The organism is Ureibacillus terrenus, assembly GCF_006569205.1.
GTDB lineage: Bacteria > Bacillota > Bacilli > Bacillales_A > Planococcaceae > Ureibacillus > Ureibacillus terrenus.
Map to the genome: position 1 here is coordinate 22,843 of NZ_VIGD01000020.1, position 15,627 is coordinate 38,469.

14 protein-coding genes and 1 rRNA gene are annotated in these 15,627 nt (G+C 44.4%); 2 read left to right on the top strand and 13 right to left on the bottom strand.

Features of this window, described 5'->3' with window-relative positions; all coding sequences use genetic code 11:
• Nucleotides 1–58 precede the first annotated feature (58 nt).
• Nucleotides 59–556 carry a YgaP-like transmembrane domain gene (locus FKZ59_RS12610; RefSeq protein WP_181733292.1) on the top strand — a complete coding sequence of 166 codons (498 nt, stop codon included), beginning with the start codon at nt 59–61 and terminating at the stop codon, nt 554–556.
• A gap of 71 nt (nt 557–627) precedes the next feature.
• On the opposite strand, the gene purD is transcribed toward FKZ59_RS12610, so the two are convergent.
• From purD to purE, 12 genes are all read right to left on the bottom strand, one after another.
• Nucleotides 628–1,884 (bottom strand): phosphoribosylamine--glycine ligase, encoded by a 1,257-nt coding sequence (gene purD / locus FKZ59_RS12615; RefSeq protein WP_141603117.1) that lies wholly within the window; start codon nt 1,882–1,884, stop codon nt 628–630.
• 133 nt (nt 1,885–2,017) lie between these two features.
• The gene (gene purH, locus FKZ59_RS12620; RefSeq protein ID WP_141603118.1) at nt 2,018–3,544 is read right to left on the bottom strand and encodes a bifunctional phosphoribosylaminoimidazolecarboxamide formyltransferase/IMP cyclohydrolase; all 1,527 of its coding nucleotides are present in this window, start codon (nt 3,542–3,544) and stop codon (nt 2,018–2,020) included.
• 71 nt (nt 3,545–3,615) lie between these two features.
• Nucleotides 3,616–4,182 (bottom strand): phosphoribosylglycinamide formyltransferase, encoded by a 567-nt coding sequence (gene purN, locus FKZ59_RS12625; protein WP_141603119.1) that lies wholly within the window; start codon nt 4,180–4,182, stop codon nt 3,616–3,618.
• Nucleotides 4,179–5,237: a phosphoribosylformylglycinamidine cyclo-ligase gene (purM, locus tag FKZ59_RS12630; RefSeq protein ID WP_141603120.1), complete on the bottom strand. Its 1,059-nt coding sequence runs from the start codon at nt 5,235–5,237 to the stop codon at nt 4,179–4,181. Before purM ends, purN begins: the two co-directional genes overlap by 4 nt.
• Before the next feature lie 12 nt (nt 5,238–5,249).
• Nucleotides 5,250–6,674, bottom strand: coding sequence for an amidophosphoribosyltransferase (gene purF / locus FKZ59_RS12635; RefSeq protein ID WP_141603121.1), 1,425 nt, complete (start codon nt 6,672–6,674; stop codon nt 5,250–5,252).
• On the bottom strand, nt 6,650–8,875 hold the full coding sequence (gene purL, locus FKZ59_RS12640) for a phosphoribosylformylglycinamidine synthase subunit PurL (RefSeq protein ID WP_141603122.1): 2,226 nt from the start codon (nt 8,873–8,875) through the stop codon (nt 6,650–6,652). Before purL ends, purF begins: the two co-directional genes overlap by 25 nt.
• The gene (gene purQ, locus FKZ59_RS12645) at nt 8,868–9,545 is read right to left on the bottom strand and encodes a phosphoribosylformylglycinamidine synthase subunit PurQ (RefSeq protein WP_141603123.1); all 678 of its coding nucleotides are present in this window, start codon (nt 9,543–9,545) and stop codon (nt 8,868–8,870) included. The genes purL and purQ overlap by 8 nt, the downstream gene beginning before the upstream one ends.
• A 2-nt stretch (nt 9,546–9,547) precedes the next feature.
• Nucleotides 9,548–9,796 (bottom strand): phosphoribosylformylglycinamidine synthase subunit PurS, encoded by a 249-nt coding sequence (gene purS, locus FKZ59_RS12650; RefSeq protein ID WP_141603124.1) that lies wholly within the window; start codon nt 9,794–9,796, stop codon nt 9,548–9,550.
• Between the two features lies 1 nt (nt 9,797).
• Nucleotides 9,798–10,508, bottom strand: a complete 711-nt coding sequence (purC, locus tag FKZ59_RS12655) for a phosphoribosylaminoimidazolesuccinocarboxamide synthase (protein WP_141603125.1) — start codon at nt 10,506–10,508, stop codon at nt 9,798–9,800.
• Between the two features lie 47 nt (nt 10,509–10,555).
• Nucleotides 10,556–11,854, bottom strand: coding sequence for an adenylosuccinate lyase (gene purB / locus FKZ59_RS12660; RefSeq protein WP_141603126.1), 1,299 nt, complete (start codon nt 11,852–11,854; stop codon nt 10,556–10,558).
• 17 nt (nt 11,855–11,871) lie between these two features.
• Entirely contained in the window at nt 11,872–12,996 is a 1,125-nt protein-coding gene (gene purK / locus FKZ59_RS12665; RefSeq protein WP_141603127.1) for a 5-(carboxyamino)imidazole ribonucleotide synthase, read from the bottom strand.
• On the bottom strand, nt 12,993–13,481 hold the full coding sequence (gene purE / locus FKZ59_RS12670) for a 5-(carboxyamino)imidazole ribonucleotide mutase (RefSeq protein ID WP_141603128.1): 489 nt from the start codon (nt 13,479–13,481) through the stop codon (nt 12,993–12,995). Before purE ends, purK begins: the two co-directional genes overlap by 4 nt.
• A 683-nt stretch (nt 13,482–14,164) precedes the next feature.
• Between purE and FKZ59_RS12675 the strand changes: the two genes are divergently transcribed.
• Entirely contained in the window at nt 14,165–15,181 is a 1,017-nt protein-coding gene (locus FKZ59_RS12675) for a S66 peptidase family protein (RefSeq protein WP_141603129.1), read from the top strand.
• A gap of 352 nt (nt 15,182–15,533) precedes the next feature.
• On the opposite strand, the gene rrf is transcribed toward FKZ59_RS12675, so the two are convergent.
• Nucleotides 15,534–15,627, bottom strand: a 5S ribosomal RNA gene (rrf, locus tag FKZ59_RS12680); the annotation flags it as partial.

Below are 15,627 nucleotides of genomic sequence, written 5' to 3' on the forward strand. Positions count from 1 at the left end.
CTTTATTAAATTAAAGTGCGTACATTTTTCAAATTTATGAGCAAAGGAGTTGATTATTTTGTTGGAAGAAAACATTTCTGAAAAAAGCGCTTTTGTCCGTCTTGTATTAGGGATCGGCTTAACAGCCTGCGGAATCAGCCAATTGGTGAAAGAAAACGGAAACAGAATGTTAGGAACCCTGACCGTTACTGCCGGGGCGTTAAAAATTGCGGAGGGGCTCTTTTTGTATTGCCCTGCCAAAGCATTGTTTAACAGAAATTTAAAGGATGCGGTTACCACTTCCATCCAGGAATTCGTCGATGGCGACAGCTTAATGTCTGCCTTCAATTCCAGATATAGCGGAGCAAACAGTCAACAATCCCACCATTCCGGCCATAGCGGCACAAGCAATCAACAATCCCAATCGCAAAACTCCAATGGAGACGAAGCGGATCTTTTGCAAACGGTAGCCAACGTAGCCGGGGCGGTCACAAGCACTACAACAGCCGGAACTGCTGCAAAACAAGCCGCCAACACCATCCAAGCCGTTGCCGGCAGTCAGAATAAATCAAGATAGCACCTCGTGTTAATGTTTATAAAAAAGCACAAACCATTTTCATTTTGGTTTGTGCTTTTTTAATTAAAACATTATTTAAACGTTCTCCAGCCGATATCTTTTCGGTAGAAGAAGCGATTCCAGGAATATTTTCCAATAGCCTCATATACTTTTTCCTGTGCTTCTTTTAACGTTTTGGCTTTGGCCGCCACCAACAGCACACGTCCGCCATTACCGACATATTGTCCGTCTTTCCATTTTGTTCCGGCATGATAGACTTCCAACTCTTTGCTGAGTTCTTCCAGGTTTGGAAGAGGGTTTCCTTTTTCAACCGCTCCAGGATAACCTTCCGCGGCAATGACAACCCCGAGCATCGCCTCGTCAGACCATTGCAAGTCGAAATCTTCGCCTTCCATTAACGCCTTCATAAATTGTCCAAAATCGGATGTCATGCGCGGAAGCACCACTTGCGTTTCCGGATCGCCGAAGCGGGCATTGAATTCGATGACTTTTGGCCCTTCTTTTGTCAGGATCAGCCCGGCATATAAAACGCCCGTAAAGGAGGCGCCTTCCTGCTCCATCGCTTTTACGGTCGGCTCAATGATTTCTTTGTATGCCCGATCCACCATCTCTTGAGGAATTTGCGGAACAGGAGAATAAGCTCCCATGCCGCCCGTATTCGGACCTTTGTCGCCATCGTAGGCGCGTTTATGATCCTGGGCGATGACCATTGGATAAATTTTTCCTTTATGCACAAAAGACATGAAGGAAAATTCTTCGCCTTCCAAATAGTCCTCAATAACCACTTTTGATGATGATTCGCCAAAGCGATGATTGCCAATCATGTCCGTTACGGCATCAATGGCTTCCTGTTCTGTCATCGCCACTACTACGCCTTTTCCGGCTGCAAGGCCGTCCGCTTTAATCACGATTGGAGCGCCTTTTTCCTTGATGTAGTCAATTGCTTTATCCACTTCCGTAAATGTTTCGTAAGTTGCTGTCGGGATGTTGTACTTTTTCATCAGTTGTTTTGCAAAAGATTTGCTGCTTTCAATTTGTGCCGCTTTTTTTGTCGGTCCAAAAATCGTTAATCCTTCCTCTTGGAAATAATCGACAATCCCCGCGGCAAGAGGTTGTTCCGGTCCAACAAAAGTTAAATCAATTTGCTGTTCTTTCGCAAACTTTGCCAGATTTTCAAAATCCAATACATCAATCGGCACCAGTTCCGCACAATCGCGCATTCCATCATTTCCGGGCGCCACGTACACTTTTTCAACAATCGGAGAAATGCTGAATTTCTTTGCGATGGCATGCTCGCGTCCGCCGCTTCCGACAACTAAAACTTTCATATGGTCCCCTCCAATAGAATCAAGACTTTTTTCGGTTGTATTGCCGTGTCTATTCAACCAATTTCGATGAAGCTTTGAAAAATCCTTGCTTACTTTAGAAAAGACGGCTGCAGACCGAGCCGTCTTTTATTCATTAATGTTTGAAATGTCTTACTCCGGTAAATACCATCGCAATGCCCGCTTTGTTCGCCGCATCGATGGAATCCTGGTCGCGGATGGATCCGCCAGGTTGAATAATTGCCGTAATTCCTGCTTTAATGGCTTCTTCCACTGTGTCAGGCATCGGGAAGAAGGCGTCAGATGCCAATACAGCCCCTTTTGCCTTTTCTCCGGCCTGTTCCAAAGCAATTCGCGCAGCGCCGACACGATTCATCTGACCTGCGCCGATTCCCAATGTCATCTCTTTATTGTTTACCACAATGGCATTGGATTTCACGTGTTTTACCACTTTCCAGCCAAGTTTTAAAGCTTCCCATTCCTCTTCTGTCGGTTCGCGGTCAGTCACCACTTTGATGTCTGCGTCTTCAAAACCGTACGTATCATCATCTTGTACGAGCAGACCGCCTTCTACGGAAACCACTTTGAACGGATCTTTTTTCTGTTGTGAGAAGTCGATTGTCAATAAGCGGATGTTTTTCTTCTTCGTCAAAATTTCCAATGCTTCTTCCGTAAATGAAGGCGCAATAATGATTTCCAAGAAGATTTTGCTTAATTTTTCCGCCGTTGCCGCATCGACTTCACGGTTTAATGCAACAATTCCTCCAAAAATGGAAACCGGATCGGCTTCGTATGCTTTATCAAAAGCTTCTTCAATTGTGCTTCCTACTCCGACGCCGCAAGGATTCATATGTTTTACCGCCACTGCTGCCGGCTCTTTGAATTCTTTCACGATTTGAAGGGCCGCATTTCCATCCTGGATGTTGTTATAGGATAGTTCTTTTCCATGCAATTGAGTGGCATAAGCAAGGGAGAAATCGGATCCTAAACGTTTTTTATAGAATGCGGCTTTTTGGTGAGGGTTTTCACCATAGCGCAAAGTTTGCTTTAATTCGTAAGTGAGCGTCAATGTTTCAGGGAACTGTTCCTCTGTTAAATAGTTCGAAATGTACGCATCATAGCTTGCTGTATGACGGAACACTTTCGCAGCAAGTTTTTTGCGCGTTTCAAAGGATGTGGCACCGTTTGCTTTCAATTCGTCAAGAACCGTTTGATAGTCGTTGCTGTCCACAATCACTGTCACATATTTGTGGTTTTTCGCAGCCGCACGCAACATCGTCGGACCGCCGATATCGATGTTTTCAATCGCTTCTTCATATGTCACATCCGGTTTTGAGATGGTTTCAACAAATGGATATAGGTTGACACAAACAATTTCTATCGGTTCAATGCCATGTTCTTTCATTTGTGCCTGATGGGAAGGATCGTCGAATTTTCCGAGCAGCCCCCCGTGAATCATCGGATTTAACGTTTTTACCCGTCCATCAAGGATTTCAGGGAATTTCGTTACTTCATCCACGCCTGTCACAGGTACGTCATTTTCTTGAAGCAATTTTTTTGTACCGCCTGTAGATAAAATTTCATACCCTAATGCAACCAATTCTTTTGCGAATTCAACAATTCCTTCTTTGTTTGATACACTAATGAGCGCACGTTTTGCCACCGTCAAAGCCCCCAATTTTTATTTTGTTTGGAATGAGCATGGGAAAAGCACTCCCGCTTTTCCCCGATTGTTTATCGTTCAAATAATTGTTTTAACGTATTTGGATAGAGTTCATGTTCCACTTGATGGATGCGTTCTTCCGTTGCTTCCCGGTCGCCTTCCACGACTTCCACAGCTTTTTGTGCAATAATTGGACCGGTATCCATCCCTTCATCTACATAGTGGACAGTGACGCCGGTCACTTTCACCCCGTGACGAAGCGCCTGTCCAATCGCATCCTTTCCAGGAAAAGCCGGCAAAAGAGATGGGTGAATATTCACAATTTTATTCGGATACTTCGATAGGAGGGTTTCGCCGACAAGCCGCATATAGCCGGCCAGCACAATCCATTCCACTTCTTTTTCTTCCAATATTTTTGCGATTTCGGTTTCATATGCGGCTTTTGACTCGTAATTTTTCGGCGAGAAAGAGAAAACCGGGATTCCGAATTTTTCCGCCCGTTTTACCACATATGCTTCCGGTTTATCCGTTACGAGGATTTCGATCTTTGCATCCAATTCTCCGCGTTCAATGGCTTCTTGGATCGCCTGAAAATTTGTTCCGCTTCCTGAAGCAAACACCGCTATTTTTGTTGTCATTCGCTCAAGCTCCCATCATGATCGCCTTCAAAGATGACTCCTTCACCTTTTACGACACGGCCGATTTTATAAGCTTTTTCTCCATGTTTTTCCGCGATTTCCACCACTTTGTCCGCATCTTCTGCAGAAACGGACAGCACAAAGCCGATTCCCATATTGAACACATTGTATAAATCCCGATCCGCCAGGGAACCTTTGTCCTTCAGGAATTCAAAAATGCGCGGAATTTCCCATGTTCCTAAATGGATTTCTGTTGCGAGACCTTCAGGCATCATGCGCGGCAAGTTTTCGTAAAATCCTCCGCCCGTGATGTGGGCCATGCCGTGCACATCCACTTGCTTCAATATGTCAAGCACCGGTTTTGCGTAAATTTTCGTCGGTGTCAGAAGCGCATCGCCAATCGGCCCTAAATCTTCGTATCCATCAATGATCTCATCATATTGATAGCCGCATTCGTTAAATACGATTTTGCGGACAAGGGAGTAGCCGTTGGAATGCACTCCGCTTGAAGCAAGCCCGACAAGCACATCGCCTTCAACGATTTTTTCGCCCGTCACCACATCGGATTTTTCGCAGGCACCAACCGCAAAACCGGCAATATCGTATTCATCCTCGTCATACAGGCCGGGCATTTCGGCCGTTTCCCCGCCGATTAATGCAGCGCCCGCCTGCACACAGCCGTCCGCAACGCCGCTGACAATTTTCTCGATTTTCGCCGGATTGGCTTTTCCGACCGCTATATAATCCAGGAAGTACAGCGGCTCTGCTCCTTGGGCGACAATATCGTTCACGCACATTGCCACGCAATCGATTCCGACCGTGTTATGTTTATCCGCCATAAATGCCAATTTCAATTTTGTCCCGACACCATCTGTACCGGAAATGAGCACCGGTTCTTTATAATTTAATGAAGATAAATCGAACATGCCGCCGAAGCTGCCAAACGCTCCCATGACGCCTTTCCGCTTCGTTCTTTCGACATGGGCTTTCATGCGTTTTACAGCTTCATAACCCGCTTCGATATTTACCCCCGCTTGTTCGTATGCCTTCGACATGATTCTTCCTCCTTAACGTGAAAGTTCTTTTAAATGCGGCAAGACAGTGTCCGGGAAAATTTCAGTTGGATATTTGCCGGTAAAGCATGCCATGCAAAGACCGCCATTTTCATCGTCAAAAGGTCTTGATACGGCTTCGACCAATCCCTCTGGCGACAAAAATGTCAAGGAATCCGCACCGATTGCTTCCCGGATTTCTTCTACCGTTCTTCCGGCTGCAATTAATTCTTCATCCGATGAAATATCAATCCCATAGAAACAAGGATTGGAAATTGGAGGAGAAGTGATGGCCACATGCACTTCTTTGGCCCCGGCTTCTTTTAACATTTTCACGATACGGCGCGAAGTCGTTCCTCTGACGATGGAGTCATCCACCATGACGACCCGTTTCCCGCGCACTACTTGAACGACCGGAGATAATTTCATTTTCACTCCGCGTTCACGCAATTCCTGTGTCGGTTGGATAAACGTTCTGCCGACATAGCGGTTTTTGATTAATCCCATTTCGTAAGGAATTCCGATTTCTTCGGCAAACCCGATGGCAGCGGAGATGGAAGAGTCCGGAACTCCCGTCACAACGTCCGCGTCAATGTGCCCCATTTCTTTGGCCAATTGTTTACCCATCCGTTTACGGGCCATATGAATGTTGACATGGTCGATATTGGAATCAGGACGGGCAAAATAGATATATTCCATTGCGCACATTGCCCGTTGTTCCATTGGGGCATAGCGGTCTTCTTCAATGCCGTCGTCCGAAATGATGACAATTTCTCCAGGCTGAACTTCCCGGATAAATTCTGCGCCGATCAGGTCAAAAGCGCATGTTTCGGATGAAGCCACCCATGCGTCTCCCAATTTGCCGATGGAAAGCGGGCGCAAACCGTTGCGGTCACGGGCAAGCAGCATTTTATCTCTCGTCAGGATGATGACGGAAAAGGCGCCTTTCAATAGCGAAAGAGCTTCTTTTACTTGCTCAATAAAACGAGGCTTTTTGCTTTTTTTGATCAGATGCACAATGACTTCTGTATCCGAAGTTGAATGGAAAATGCTGCCCGAACGTTCCAGATGTTGCTTCAAATGATTGGCATTGACCAAATTTCCGTTATGAGCTACGGCCATTGTACCAGTGGAAGAACGGAATAATAACGGTTGTACGTTATCAATTCCCCCTCCTCCGGCCGTTGTATAACGAACATGGGCAATGGCCGATTTTCCTGTCAGGCTGTTTAATTTTTCTTCATTAAAGACCTCATTTACAAGACCTTCACCTTTTACGGATTTGAAGTACTGGCCGTCCGTTGAGACGATGCCAGCACCTTCTTGTCCGCGGTGTTGCAATGCATGCAGGCCGTAATAACTCAATTTGGCAGCTTGATCATGCCCCCATATCCCAAATACTCCACATTCTTCGTTTAAGCCTCTGATTTCAGCAAGCATGGGATAGCTCCTTTCCAAGCACTGTAAAATTCTTCGACTGTTCCTTCAATCAATACGCCGGATTCTCCTTCGATTGTAATTTTTCCGTCGTTTGTTACGACACCGATTTTCTTCGCTTCCGGTATCATGTTTTCAAATGCCTGGGCGTTCTCTTCTTTTACTGTCACGATGAAGCGTGATTGAGATTCGCTGAATAAAGCTGTCACGGGCGAACCTTCCAATTTCACATGGATTCCAAGGCCGCTTTCATTAAATGTTTTTTCGGCCAACGCAACGGCTACGCCACCTTCAGCCACATCGTGGGCAGATTGTACAAGTCCTGCGCGAATTGCGGAAAGCAGCGCTTTTTGGCGCGACGCTTCCGTTTCCAAATCGATGGATGGCGCTTTGCCAAAGATTTTTCCGTACACTAATTTTTGGAGCTCGGATCCGCCGAATTCCGTTTTTGTCTCACCCAGCAAATATACAATGTCTCCGGATTGTTTTACGTATTGCGTTGTTACATGGGATAAGTCTTTTACAAGTCCAACCATGCCGATTGTCGGCGTCGGATATACCGCCTGGCCGGAATGTTCATTATATAGGGATACGTTTCCGCTGATGACCGGTGTTTCCAAAGCGGTGCAAGCCGCTGAAATTCCGTCCGCACTCTTTTCCAGCTGCCAGAAGATTTCAGGTTTTTCCGGATTACCGAAATTCAGGCAGTCTGTAATGGCCAATGGTTCGCCGCCGGATGCCACTATGTTGCGGGCAGCTTCTGCAACTGCAATTTTTCCTCCTGTTTCAGGATCCAGGTAAATGTATCGGGAGTTGCAGTCAGCTGTCATAGCAAGGCCTTTATTTGTTCCACGGATGCGCAATACTGCCGCATCGGAACCAGGTGTTACCACCGTATTCGTACGCACCTGATAGTCGAATTGGTCGTAAACCCATTCTTTAGAGGCGATTGTCGGCGCTTGCAGCAATTTCAGGAATGTTTCCTTCAGGTCGGCAACTTCCGGTTCCGTATTCTCCATTGCCTGAAATTCTCTGAAATATTCAGGTTCTTTGGATGGTTTATGGTAAACCGGGGCATCTTTTGCCAACGCATCGGCAGGAACTTCCGCCACCACTTTGCCTTTATGGATGAGTCTTAGCATTTTATCATCTGTTACCCGGCCGATCGCTACCGCATCCAAACCGTATTTTTCAAAGATTTTTTGCACTTCTTCTTCGCGGCCTTTTTTCACGACCAAAAGCATCCGTTCCTGGGACTCGGATAACATCATCTCATAAGCCGTCATTCCCGTTTCGCGCTGAGGAACCAAATCCAGATTCATTTCAATGCCTGATCCGGCTTTTGATGCCATCTCGGAAGAAGAAGACGTAAGACCAGCAGCACCCATATCCTGGATTCCGACAAGTGCATCGGATTTTACTACTTCCAAGCATGCTTCAAGGAGAAGCTTTTCCATGAACGGGTCTCCCACTTGAACGGCCGGCCGTTTTTCTTCGGATTCCTCGCTCAATTCCTCAGATGCAAAGGTTGCACCGTGGATACCGTCACGGCCTGTTTTGGCTCCCACATACATCACTGTGTTTCCTACGCCTGCAGCCACGCCTTTTTGGATATCTTTATGGTCGATCAAACCTACACACATGGCGTTGACCAAAGGATTCCCTTCATAGCATGGATCGAATTGCACTTCCCCGCCGACTGTCGGGATTCCGATACAGTTCCCATATCCGGCAATCCCTGCAACGACCTCTTCAAATAAGTACTTCACCCGTGGTGACTTCAATTCGCCGAAGCGCAAAGAGTTTAGAAGCGCAACAGGACGGGCGCCCATGGAGAAAACGTCGCGGATAATTCCGCCAACCCCTGTTGCCGCGCCCTGGTAAGGTTCAATCGCTGAAGGGTGGTTATGGGATTCCATTTTGAATACCACTGCTTGTCCGTCGTCGATGTCCACGATCCCGGCGCCTTCACCAGGGCCTTGCAATACGCGGGGTCCTTTTGTCGGGAATTTGCGCAACACCGGTTTTGAATTTTTATATGAACAGTGTTCAGACCACATTACAGAGAACAAACCTGTTTCTGTCCAGTTTGGAAGGCGACCTAGTATTTTCTCGATCATCGCAAACTCTTCATCACTTAACCCCATGTCGCGGTAAAGCTTTTGTTCCTTAATTTGCTCTGCTGTTGGTTCATAATTAGACATGTGTTTCCCTCCACTGTTTCACAATTGATTTAAATAACGCCAGTCCGTCAGCACTTCCAAGTAATGCATCCACCGCGCGCTCCGGGTGAGGCATCATGCCAAGTACATTGCCCCGTTCGTTCACAATGCCTGCAATGTTTTCCAAGCTTCCGTTCGGGTTTTCTCCCGCATATGTGAAAACGATTTGATTGTTTTCTTTTAATTTTTTCAATGTTTCTTCGTCACAATAGTAATTTCCTTCGCCGTGGGCAATCGGAATATGAATGATTTGTCCTTGATCGTATTGATTCGTGAACATTGTTTGATTGTTTTCAACTTTCAACGGAACCGTACGGCAAATGAACTTTAAGTTTTTATTGCGAAGTAATGCGCCAGGAAGGAGGCCAGCTTCCGTCAAAATTTGGAACCCGTTGCAAACTCCTAAAATCGGTTTTCCTTCTTCAGCTGCTTCCTTTACCGCTTTCATCACATTGGACTGGCTTGCCATGGCGCCGCAGCGCAAGTAATCCCCATAGGAGAACCCGCCAGGAATTAAAATGGCGTCAAATCCGCTTAAATCGGTTGCATCATGCCATACGAATTCCACCTCTTCGCCCAATTCGTCCTTAATGGCATGATACATATCAACATCACAGTTCGAACCTGGGAAAACGAGTACAGCAAATTTCATAATCAGTTAGCCTCCTCGATTTCAAAGCGATAATCCTCAATTACAGTGTTCGCAAGCAGCTTTTCGCACATTTCTTTTACCATTTCGTTGAGATCGCGGTCAGTGTCATTAATCAACAATTCCAAATATTTACCTATGCGGACATCTTCCACTTCTTTGTATCCCATGTTTACCAAAGAACCTTTTACGGCTGATCCTTGCGGGTCTAAAACACTTTCACGCAAAGTAACATAAATTTTAACTTTCTTCATTTCAATTTCCTCCAAGTCTTGAAAGTATAATCTGATATACATCTATTAGATTTCCAAGATCCCGTCTAAACACGTCTTTATCAAGTTTGGTTTTCGTTTCTGCATCCCAAAGCCGGCAAGTATCCGGCGAAATTTCGTCGGCAAGCAGGATGTTCCCGTCCTTGTCGCGGCCGAATTCCAATTTGAAATCAACCAAAATAATGCCGATTTCATCAAAAATTTTCCGCAATGCTTCGTTAACCTTCAATGCCTGATCCGTAATCGTTTGAACTTCTTCTTTTGTGGCGAGACCCAGAATCTCAATGTGATCATTATTGATTAACGGGTCTTTTAAATCATCGTTTTTATAATAGAACTCGACGATCGGCCGTTTTAATGGCGTACCTTCTTCTATGCCGAGCCGCTCTGCAAAGCTTCCGGCGGCAATATTGCGGACAACCACTTCAAGCGGGATAATGTCCACTTTTTTCACGAGCTGTTCGTTTTCTGATACCCTTTGAATAAAATGGGACTCAATCCCTTGCTGTTTTAATCGTTCAAAAATGAGGGTGGAAATTTTGTTGTTCAATATTCCTTTTCCCTCAATCTCCGCTTTTTTTAGTCCATTAAAGGCAGTGGCGCTGTTTTTGTATTCGACAAACAACACATCTTCCTGGTCTGTGGCATATAAACGTTTTGCTTTTCCTTCATATAAGAGTGCGCCTTTTTGCATACCCGTTCCCCCAGTATTTCAGATTGTAAAAAGTTTTGTAAATCGAATTAATCATTTAAACCTAGGCGGTCAAAAATATAATCGACATTTTTCAAATGCCAATGGTAATCGAAGCAATCATCAATTTCTTCTTTCGTCAGAAGCGAACTGATTTTCTCATCCGCTTCAACAAGCGGACGGAACGGTATTTGCTCGTCCCATGCTCTGGCAGTAAGCGGTTGAACCGTATCATACGCTTCTTCTCGGGATAGGCCTTTATCAATCAGTTTTAATAGAACGCGCTGTGAATAAATCAGGCCGAATGTGGCTTCCATGTTGCGTTTCATATTTTCTGGGAACACGGTCAAGTTTTTCACAATGTTAGTGAAACGGTTCAACATGTAGTTAAGTGCTATCGTCGTATCAGGAATAATGATCCGTTCCGCTGATGAATGGGAAATATCCCGTTCATGCCACAAAGGAATATTTTCATAAGCTGTAACAACATGTCCACGTACGACGCGGGCAATTCCAGCCATATTTTCCGAACCGATCGGGTTGCGTTTATGAGGCATCGCCGAAGAACCTTTTTGCCCCTTTGCAAATCCTTCTTCCACTTCGCGGACTTCGGATTTTTGCAATCCGCGGATTTCCGTTGCGAATTTTTCGATGGATGTCGCAATTAGAGCCAATGTTGCGATGTATTCTGCGTGGCGGTCCCGCTGTAAAGTCTGTGTTGAAATCGGCGCAGGGGTGAGGCCTAATTTTTCACAAACATACTTTTCTACAAACGGATCGATATTGGCGTAAGTGCCGACAGCACCTGAAATTTTTCCTGTTTCAATCGTTTTTGCCGCTCTTTCGAAACGTTCTTGATTTCGCAGCATTTCTTCGCGCCACAAGGCAAGCTTTAAGCCGAATGTCGTCGGTTCCGCATGAACGCCATGTGTGCGGCCCATCATCACGGTATATTTATGTTCTTTTGCCTTTTCCGTTAATACATCAATGAAATTTTGGATATCTTTTCTCAAAATGTTGTTGGCTTGTTTAATTAAGTAAGAAAGGGCCGTATCCACAACATCCGTTGAAGTGAGGCCGTAGTGCACCCATTTTTTCTCGTCTCCGAGGGACTCGGAAACGGCGCGGGTAAACGCCACTACGTCGTGTTTTGTAACTTGTTCGATTTCATAAATCCGGTTGATTTCGAATTTTGCGTTTTGGCGCAGCTTCACTACGTCTTCCTTCGGTATCACACCAAGCTCTGACCAGGCTTCGCAGGCCAAAAGCTCCACTTCTAGCCATGCTTTGAATTTGTTTTCTTCCGTCCAAATTGCTCCCATTTCTGGTCGTGTATAACGTTCAATCATTTCTGAATCTCCTTTTCTTATTTTGACCAAATTCCAGAATCTTCAATTCCCTTTAATGTTGCGTCGATATCGTCTGTCAAAATGGTTACATGTCCCATTTTTCTGTTCACTTTCGCCTCTTTTTTTCCATAAATGTGGATAGACCAATCCGGATATTTTGTAATCGAATTGATCAACGGCGCCACATGTTGACCCAAAACGTTCACCATCACGGCAGGGGAATGCAGTTTCGGTTTGCGCAGCGGCCAACCGGCAATGGCACGGACATGCTGCGCGAATTGGGAAATATTGCACGCTTCAATAGAATAGTGGCCGGAATTATGAGGTCTTGGCGCCAATTCATTTATGATGATTTGCCCATCTTTCAGCACGAACATTTCTACCGCCAATGTTCCGATTAATTTCAAATGCTCTGCAATTTTCAGTGCGGCTTCTTCCGCCAGTTTCTTTGTTTCATCGGAAATCCGGGCCGGTACAATGGTTTCATGCAAAATGTGATTGACATGAATATTTTCCCCGACAGGCAAACAATATGTCTCGCCATTTCCGTTTCTCTGAATAATTACAGAAATTTCCTTCTCAAAAGGAACAAATCCTTCCACAACACATTGCGAGTGCTTGAATAACTCCTTGGCCAACGGTAAATCTTCTTTTGAATCAAGCTTCTGCTGCCCTTTTCCGTCATAACCAAAACGCGCAGTTTTAACAATGCATGGATAGCCGATTTGGTCAACATTTTCTACAAGTTCCTCATAGTTGTTGCAAACAATGTAGGGTGCCACTGGGCAACCCGCTTTTACTATCGCATCTTTTTCTGTCACGCGGTTTTGAGTGATGCGGATGATTTCAGCCCCCTGAGGAACATAAGCAATCTCGGTTAATTTTTTTAGTCCTTCATAATCAATGTTTTCAAATTCGAACGTGATAACATCGCTCACTTCGGCCAATTCTTCCAGCGCGGCTTCATCGTCATAAGGTGCCACAATTTGAATATCCGCAACTTGTCCGCATGGCGAATCCATTGTCGGATCAAGCACGGCAATTTTAAAGCCTGCTTCTTTTGCGCTGAGCGCCATCATCCGGCCCAATTGTCCGCCGCCGATGATGCCGATTGTTTGACCGGGGTAAATTGTTTTTGTCACTTCAAGTCACCTGAACTTTCTAACACTTTTTGTTTTAATTGTTCTCGTCTTGCTTCCAATTTTTCTGCGATTTCTTTATCTGTAATCGATAAGATTTGCGCCGCCAACAGCCCTGCATTGGTAGCGCCCGCTTTCCCAATCGCAACTGTGGCAACAGGAACTCCTCCCGGCATTTGCACAATGGAAAGCAATGAATCAAGCCCGTTCAATGCTCTTGATTGCACCGGTACACCGATGACCGGCAAAGTCGTTTTACTTGCAACCATTCCCGGCAAATGAGCAGCTCCCCCTGCTCCCGCGATGATTACTTGGATGCCCCGCGAACGGGCAGTTTCAGCATATTCAAACATTAGATCGGGCGTACGATGTGCGGATACCACTCGTTTTTCATACGGAATTTCCAATTCATCCAAGATGTCGCAAGCATGTTTCATCGTTTCCCAATCGCTGGAACTTCCCATAATGACGCCAATTTTAGGATTCATCCAAAACGCTCCTTTTATATGATTATTTTTCCTGAATATTCACTATATTTCCGAATAAAAAAACCTCAAATAGCCCGCCTTCGCTACACGTCAGAAAGCAGAGTACTTGAGGGCATAGCAATAGGAGGCTGTCTTATATTTTCAGCTTTTTCTCACCCAAGATATTATTTTCCGCATAATCCGACATTTACACGGCAGAGAAGAAAAATAAAGCATATTCTTAAACCCTTAATGGGACTTTTCCTTTGTTCATTGTAACAAGGGTAAAAGAGAAAATCAACGATGAAATGCGAACAATTATTTTTAATATTTTTTAAATGTTCGTATTTAAGGCCGTTTTCTATTTTTATACCTAAGTAATTTAGCCCCCAATTGAACTTAATGGCGAAAATCTGTTACTAGACCAATTAACCGTTGATGGCCTCCTTTTTTCAATCTTTTTACTGTTCTTTTAAACATTGCTAATACAATTCCACTCCAAAATTTATCCATATTTCGACATTTCTTCAATGGAATGCAGTCCCCATGAATGATTATTGGCCTTTATAAATAGTATGTTTTATTAATTATTTACCCTAATATTATTCATCTGATTGTTTATTAACTAATATCTTCGTATAGTGTAAATTATTAGTATTAACTTAACGACCTTAACATTTCTTGATAAAGCGAGGTTTATTTTTATGATTAAACCAAAGTTATTAAAACCGGGGGATACTATCGGAATCATCTCCACCTCTTCTCCAGTCGCCGCAGCTTGCCCTAATAGATTTCAAAGAGGAATTTCCGAATTAGAGAGAATGGGCTTTAAGGTGAAAGTGGGAAAAAATGCTCTGAAGCGCATTGGACATTTGGCAGGAACCGTTGAGGAACGATTAGAGGATTTACATGAAATGTTTCAAGATCAAGAAGTTAAAGCGATTATCAATACAATCGGCGGTTACAATTCGCACCAACTTTTAGAATACATCGATTATGATCTTGTAAAACAAAATCCAAAAATCATATTGGGGTACAGTGATTTCACTGCGATTTTATTGGCGATTCATAAAAAATCTGAACTAATCACTTTTATGGGGCCGGCGCTATTGCCCCAATTTGGGGAATATGGCGGAATGTTGGAATACACCAAAACTATATTCGAAGCTGTTTTAATGACCCAAAATGATGAGTTGCTCATTCCTCCCAGCAAATATTGGACAAGTGAATTTTTAGCCTGGGATAAAGAGGATATACGGCCGCGGCAACTTATTAAAAATGATGGTCCTCTTATTATTAAAGAAGGAAGAGCAAGGGGAAAAATTTTGGCCGGCAACATGGGAACAATGTTGCTGTTAGCAGGAACGGAATTTCTCCCATCCTTTGACAACAAAGTACTGTTTTTAGAAGAAGATGAACAAGAAAATCCTGGCACTATCGATCGTTATTTAACTCAATTACGGCATATGGGGGTTTTTGAAAAAATCAATGGAATTGTGGTCGGACGTTTTCATCCAAAAGTGGAATTTTCGCAAGATTATACATTTGTAGACATCATTTGCCAAGCTACGAAAGGATATGATTTTCCAATTGTGTACAATGTTGATTTTGGACATACGGATCCAATGATGACCATTCCAAACGGTATTGATGTAAAGGTTGAAGCTTCTAACAATAACGTCACCATTTTATTCCGCGAAAACCCGGTACAGGCGAGTTGAAAGGCGTAGTTAACTTCCTTCCGTGTTCCACATTCGTCAGTTTAATTAAAAAGAATGGCAAAGTATTTCATAACGGATTCTTAAATTTTTAAGCCTTTGACATTCCAATGAGAGATTGTCAAGGGTTTTGTGTAATGCAGGGCTAATTATAACTTTTTCAGTGCTGCCTTTGTGAAGCGCGCGTCTATCTCTCGCAGGGAATGCCCCCACTCCCGGCGCTGGCTCCGAAGCCTGTTGCTGATTTGAATTTCCTCATCTTTTTTGCCTGCTTCATTATCTTATCGGACAGGCTTTCAGTTCTTGATATTTATTATTAAACAAAAAAGCACCACTTTTTCAGTGGTGCCTTCTTGCGAAGCGACGTCCTACTCTCGCAGGGGGAAGCCCCCAACTACCATCGGCGCTGAAGAGCTTAACTTCCGTGTTCGGTATGGGAACGGGTGTGA

Excerpts from the sequence above, each read along its gene's own strand:
- purD (WP_141603117.1), bottom strand. The coding sequence starts at position 1,884 with ATGAAAGTTTTAGTTGTCGGAAGCGGCGGACGCGAGCATGCCATCGCA.
- purN (WP_141603119.1), bottom strand. The coding sequence starts at position 4,182 with ATGACAACAAAAATAGCGGTGTTTGCTTCAGGAAGCGGAACAAATTTT.
- purM (WP_141603120.1), bottom strand. The coding sequence starts at position 5,237 with ATGTCGAAGGCATACGAACAAGCGGGGGTAAATATCGAAGCGGGTTAT.
- purF (WP_141603121.1), bottom strand. The coding sequence starts at position 6,674 with ATGCTTGCTGAAATCAGAGGCTTAAACGAAGAATGTGGAGTATTTGGG.
- purL (WP_141603122.1), bottom strand. The coding sequence starts at position 8,875 with ATGTCTAATTATGAACCAACAGCAGAGCAAATTAAGGAACAAAAGCTT.
- purQ (WP_141603123.1), bottom strand. The coding sequence starts at position 9,545 with ATGAAATTTGCTGTACTCGTTTTCCCAGGTTCGAACTGTGATGTTGAT.
- purS (WP_141603124.1), bottom strand. The coding sequence starts at position 9,796 with ATGAAGAAAGTTAAAATTTATGTTACTTTGCGTGAAAGTGTTTTAGAC.
- purC (WP_141603125.1), bottom strand. The coding sequence starts at position 10,508 with ATGCAAAAAGGCGCACTCTTATATGAAGGAAAAGCAAAACGTTTATAT.
- purB (WP_141603126.1), bottom strand. The coding sequence starts at position 11,854 with ATGATTGAACGTTATACACGACCAGAAATGGGAGCAATTTGGACGGAA.
- purE (WP_141603128.1), bottom strand. The coding sequence starts at position 13,481 with ATGAATCCTAAAATTGGCGTCATTATGGGAAGTTCCAGCGATTGGGAA.
- FKZ59_RS12675 (WP_141603129.1), top strand. The coding sequence starts at position 14,165 with ATGATTAAACCAAAGTTATTAAAACCGGGGGATACTATCGGAATCATC.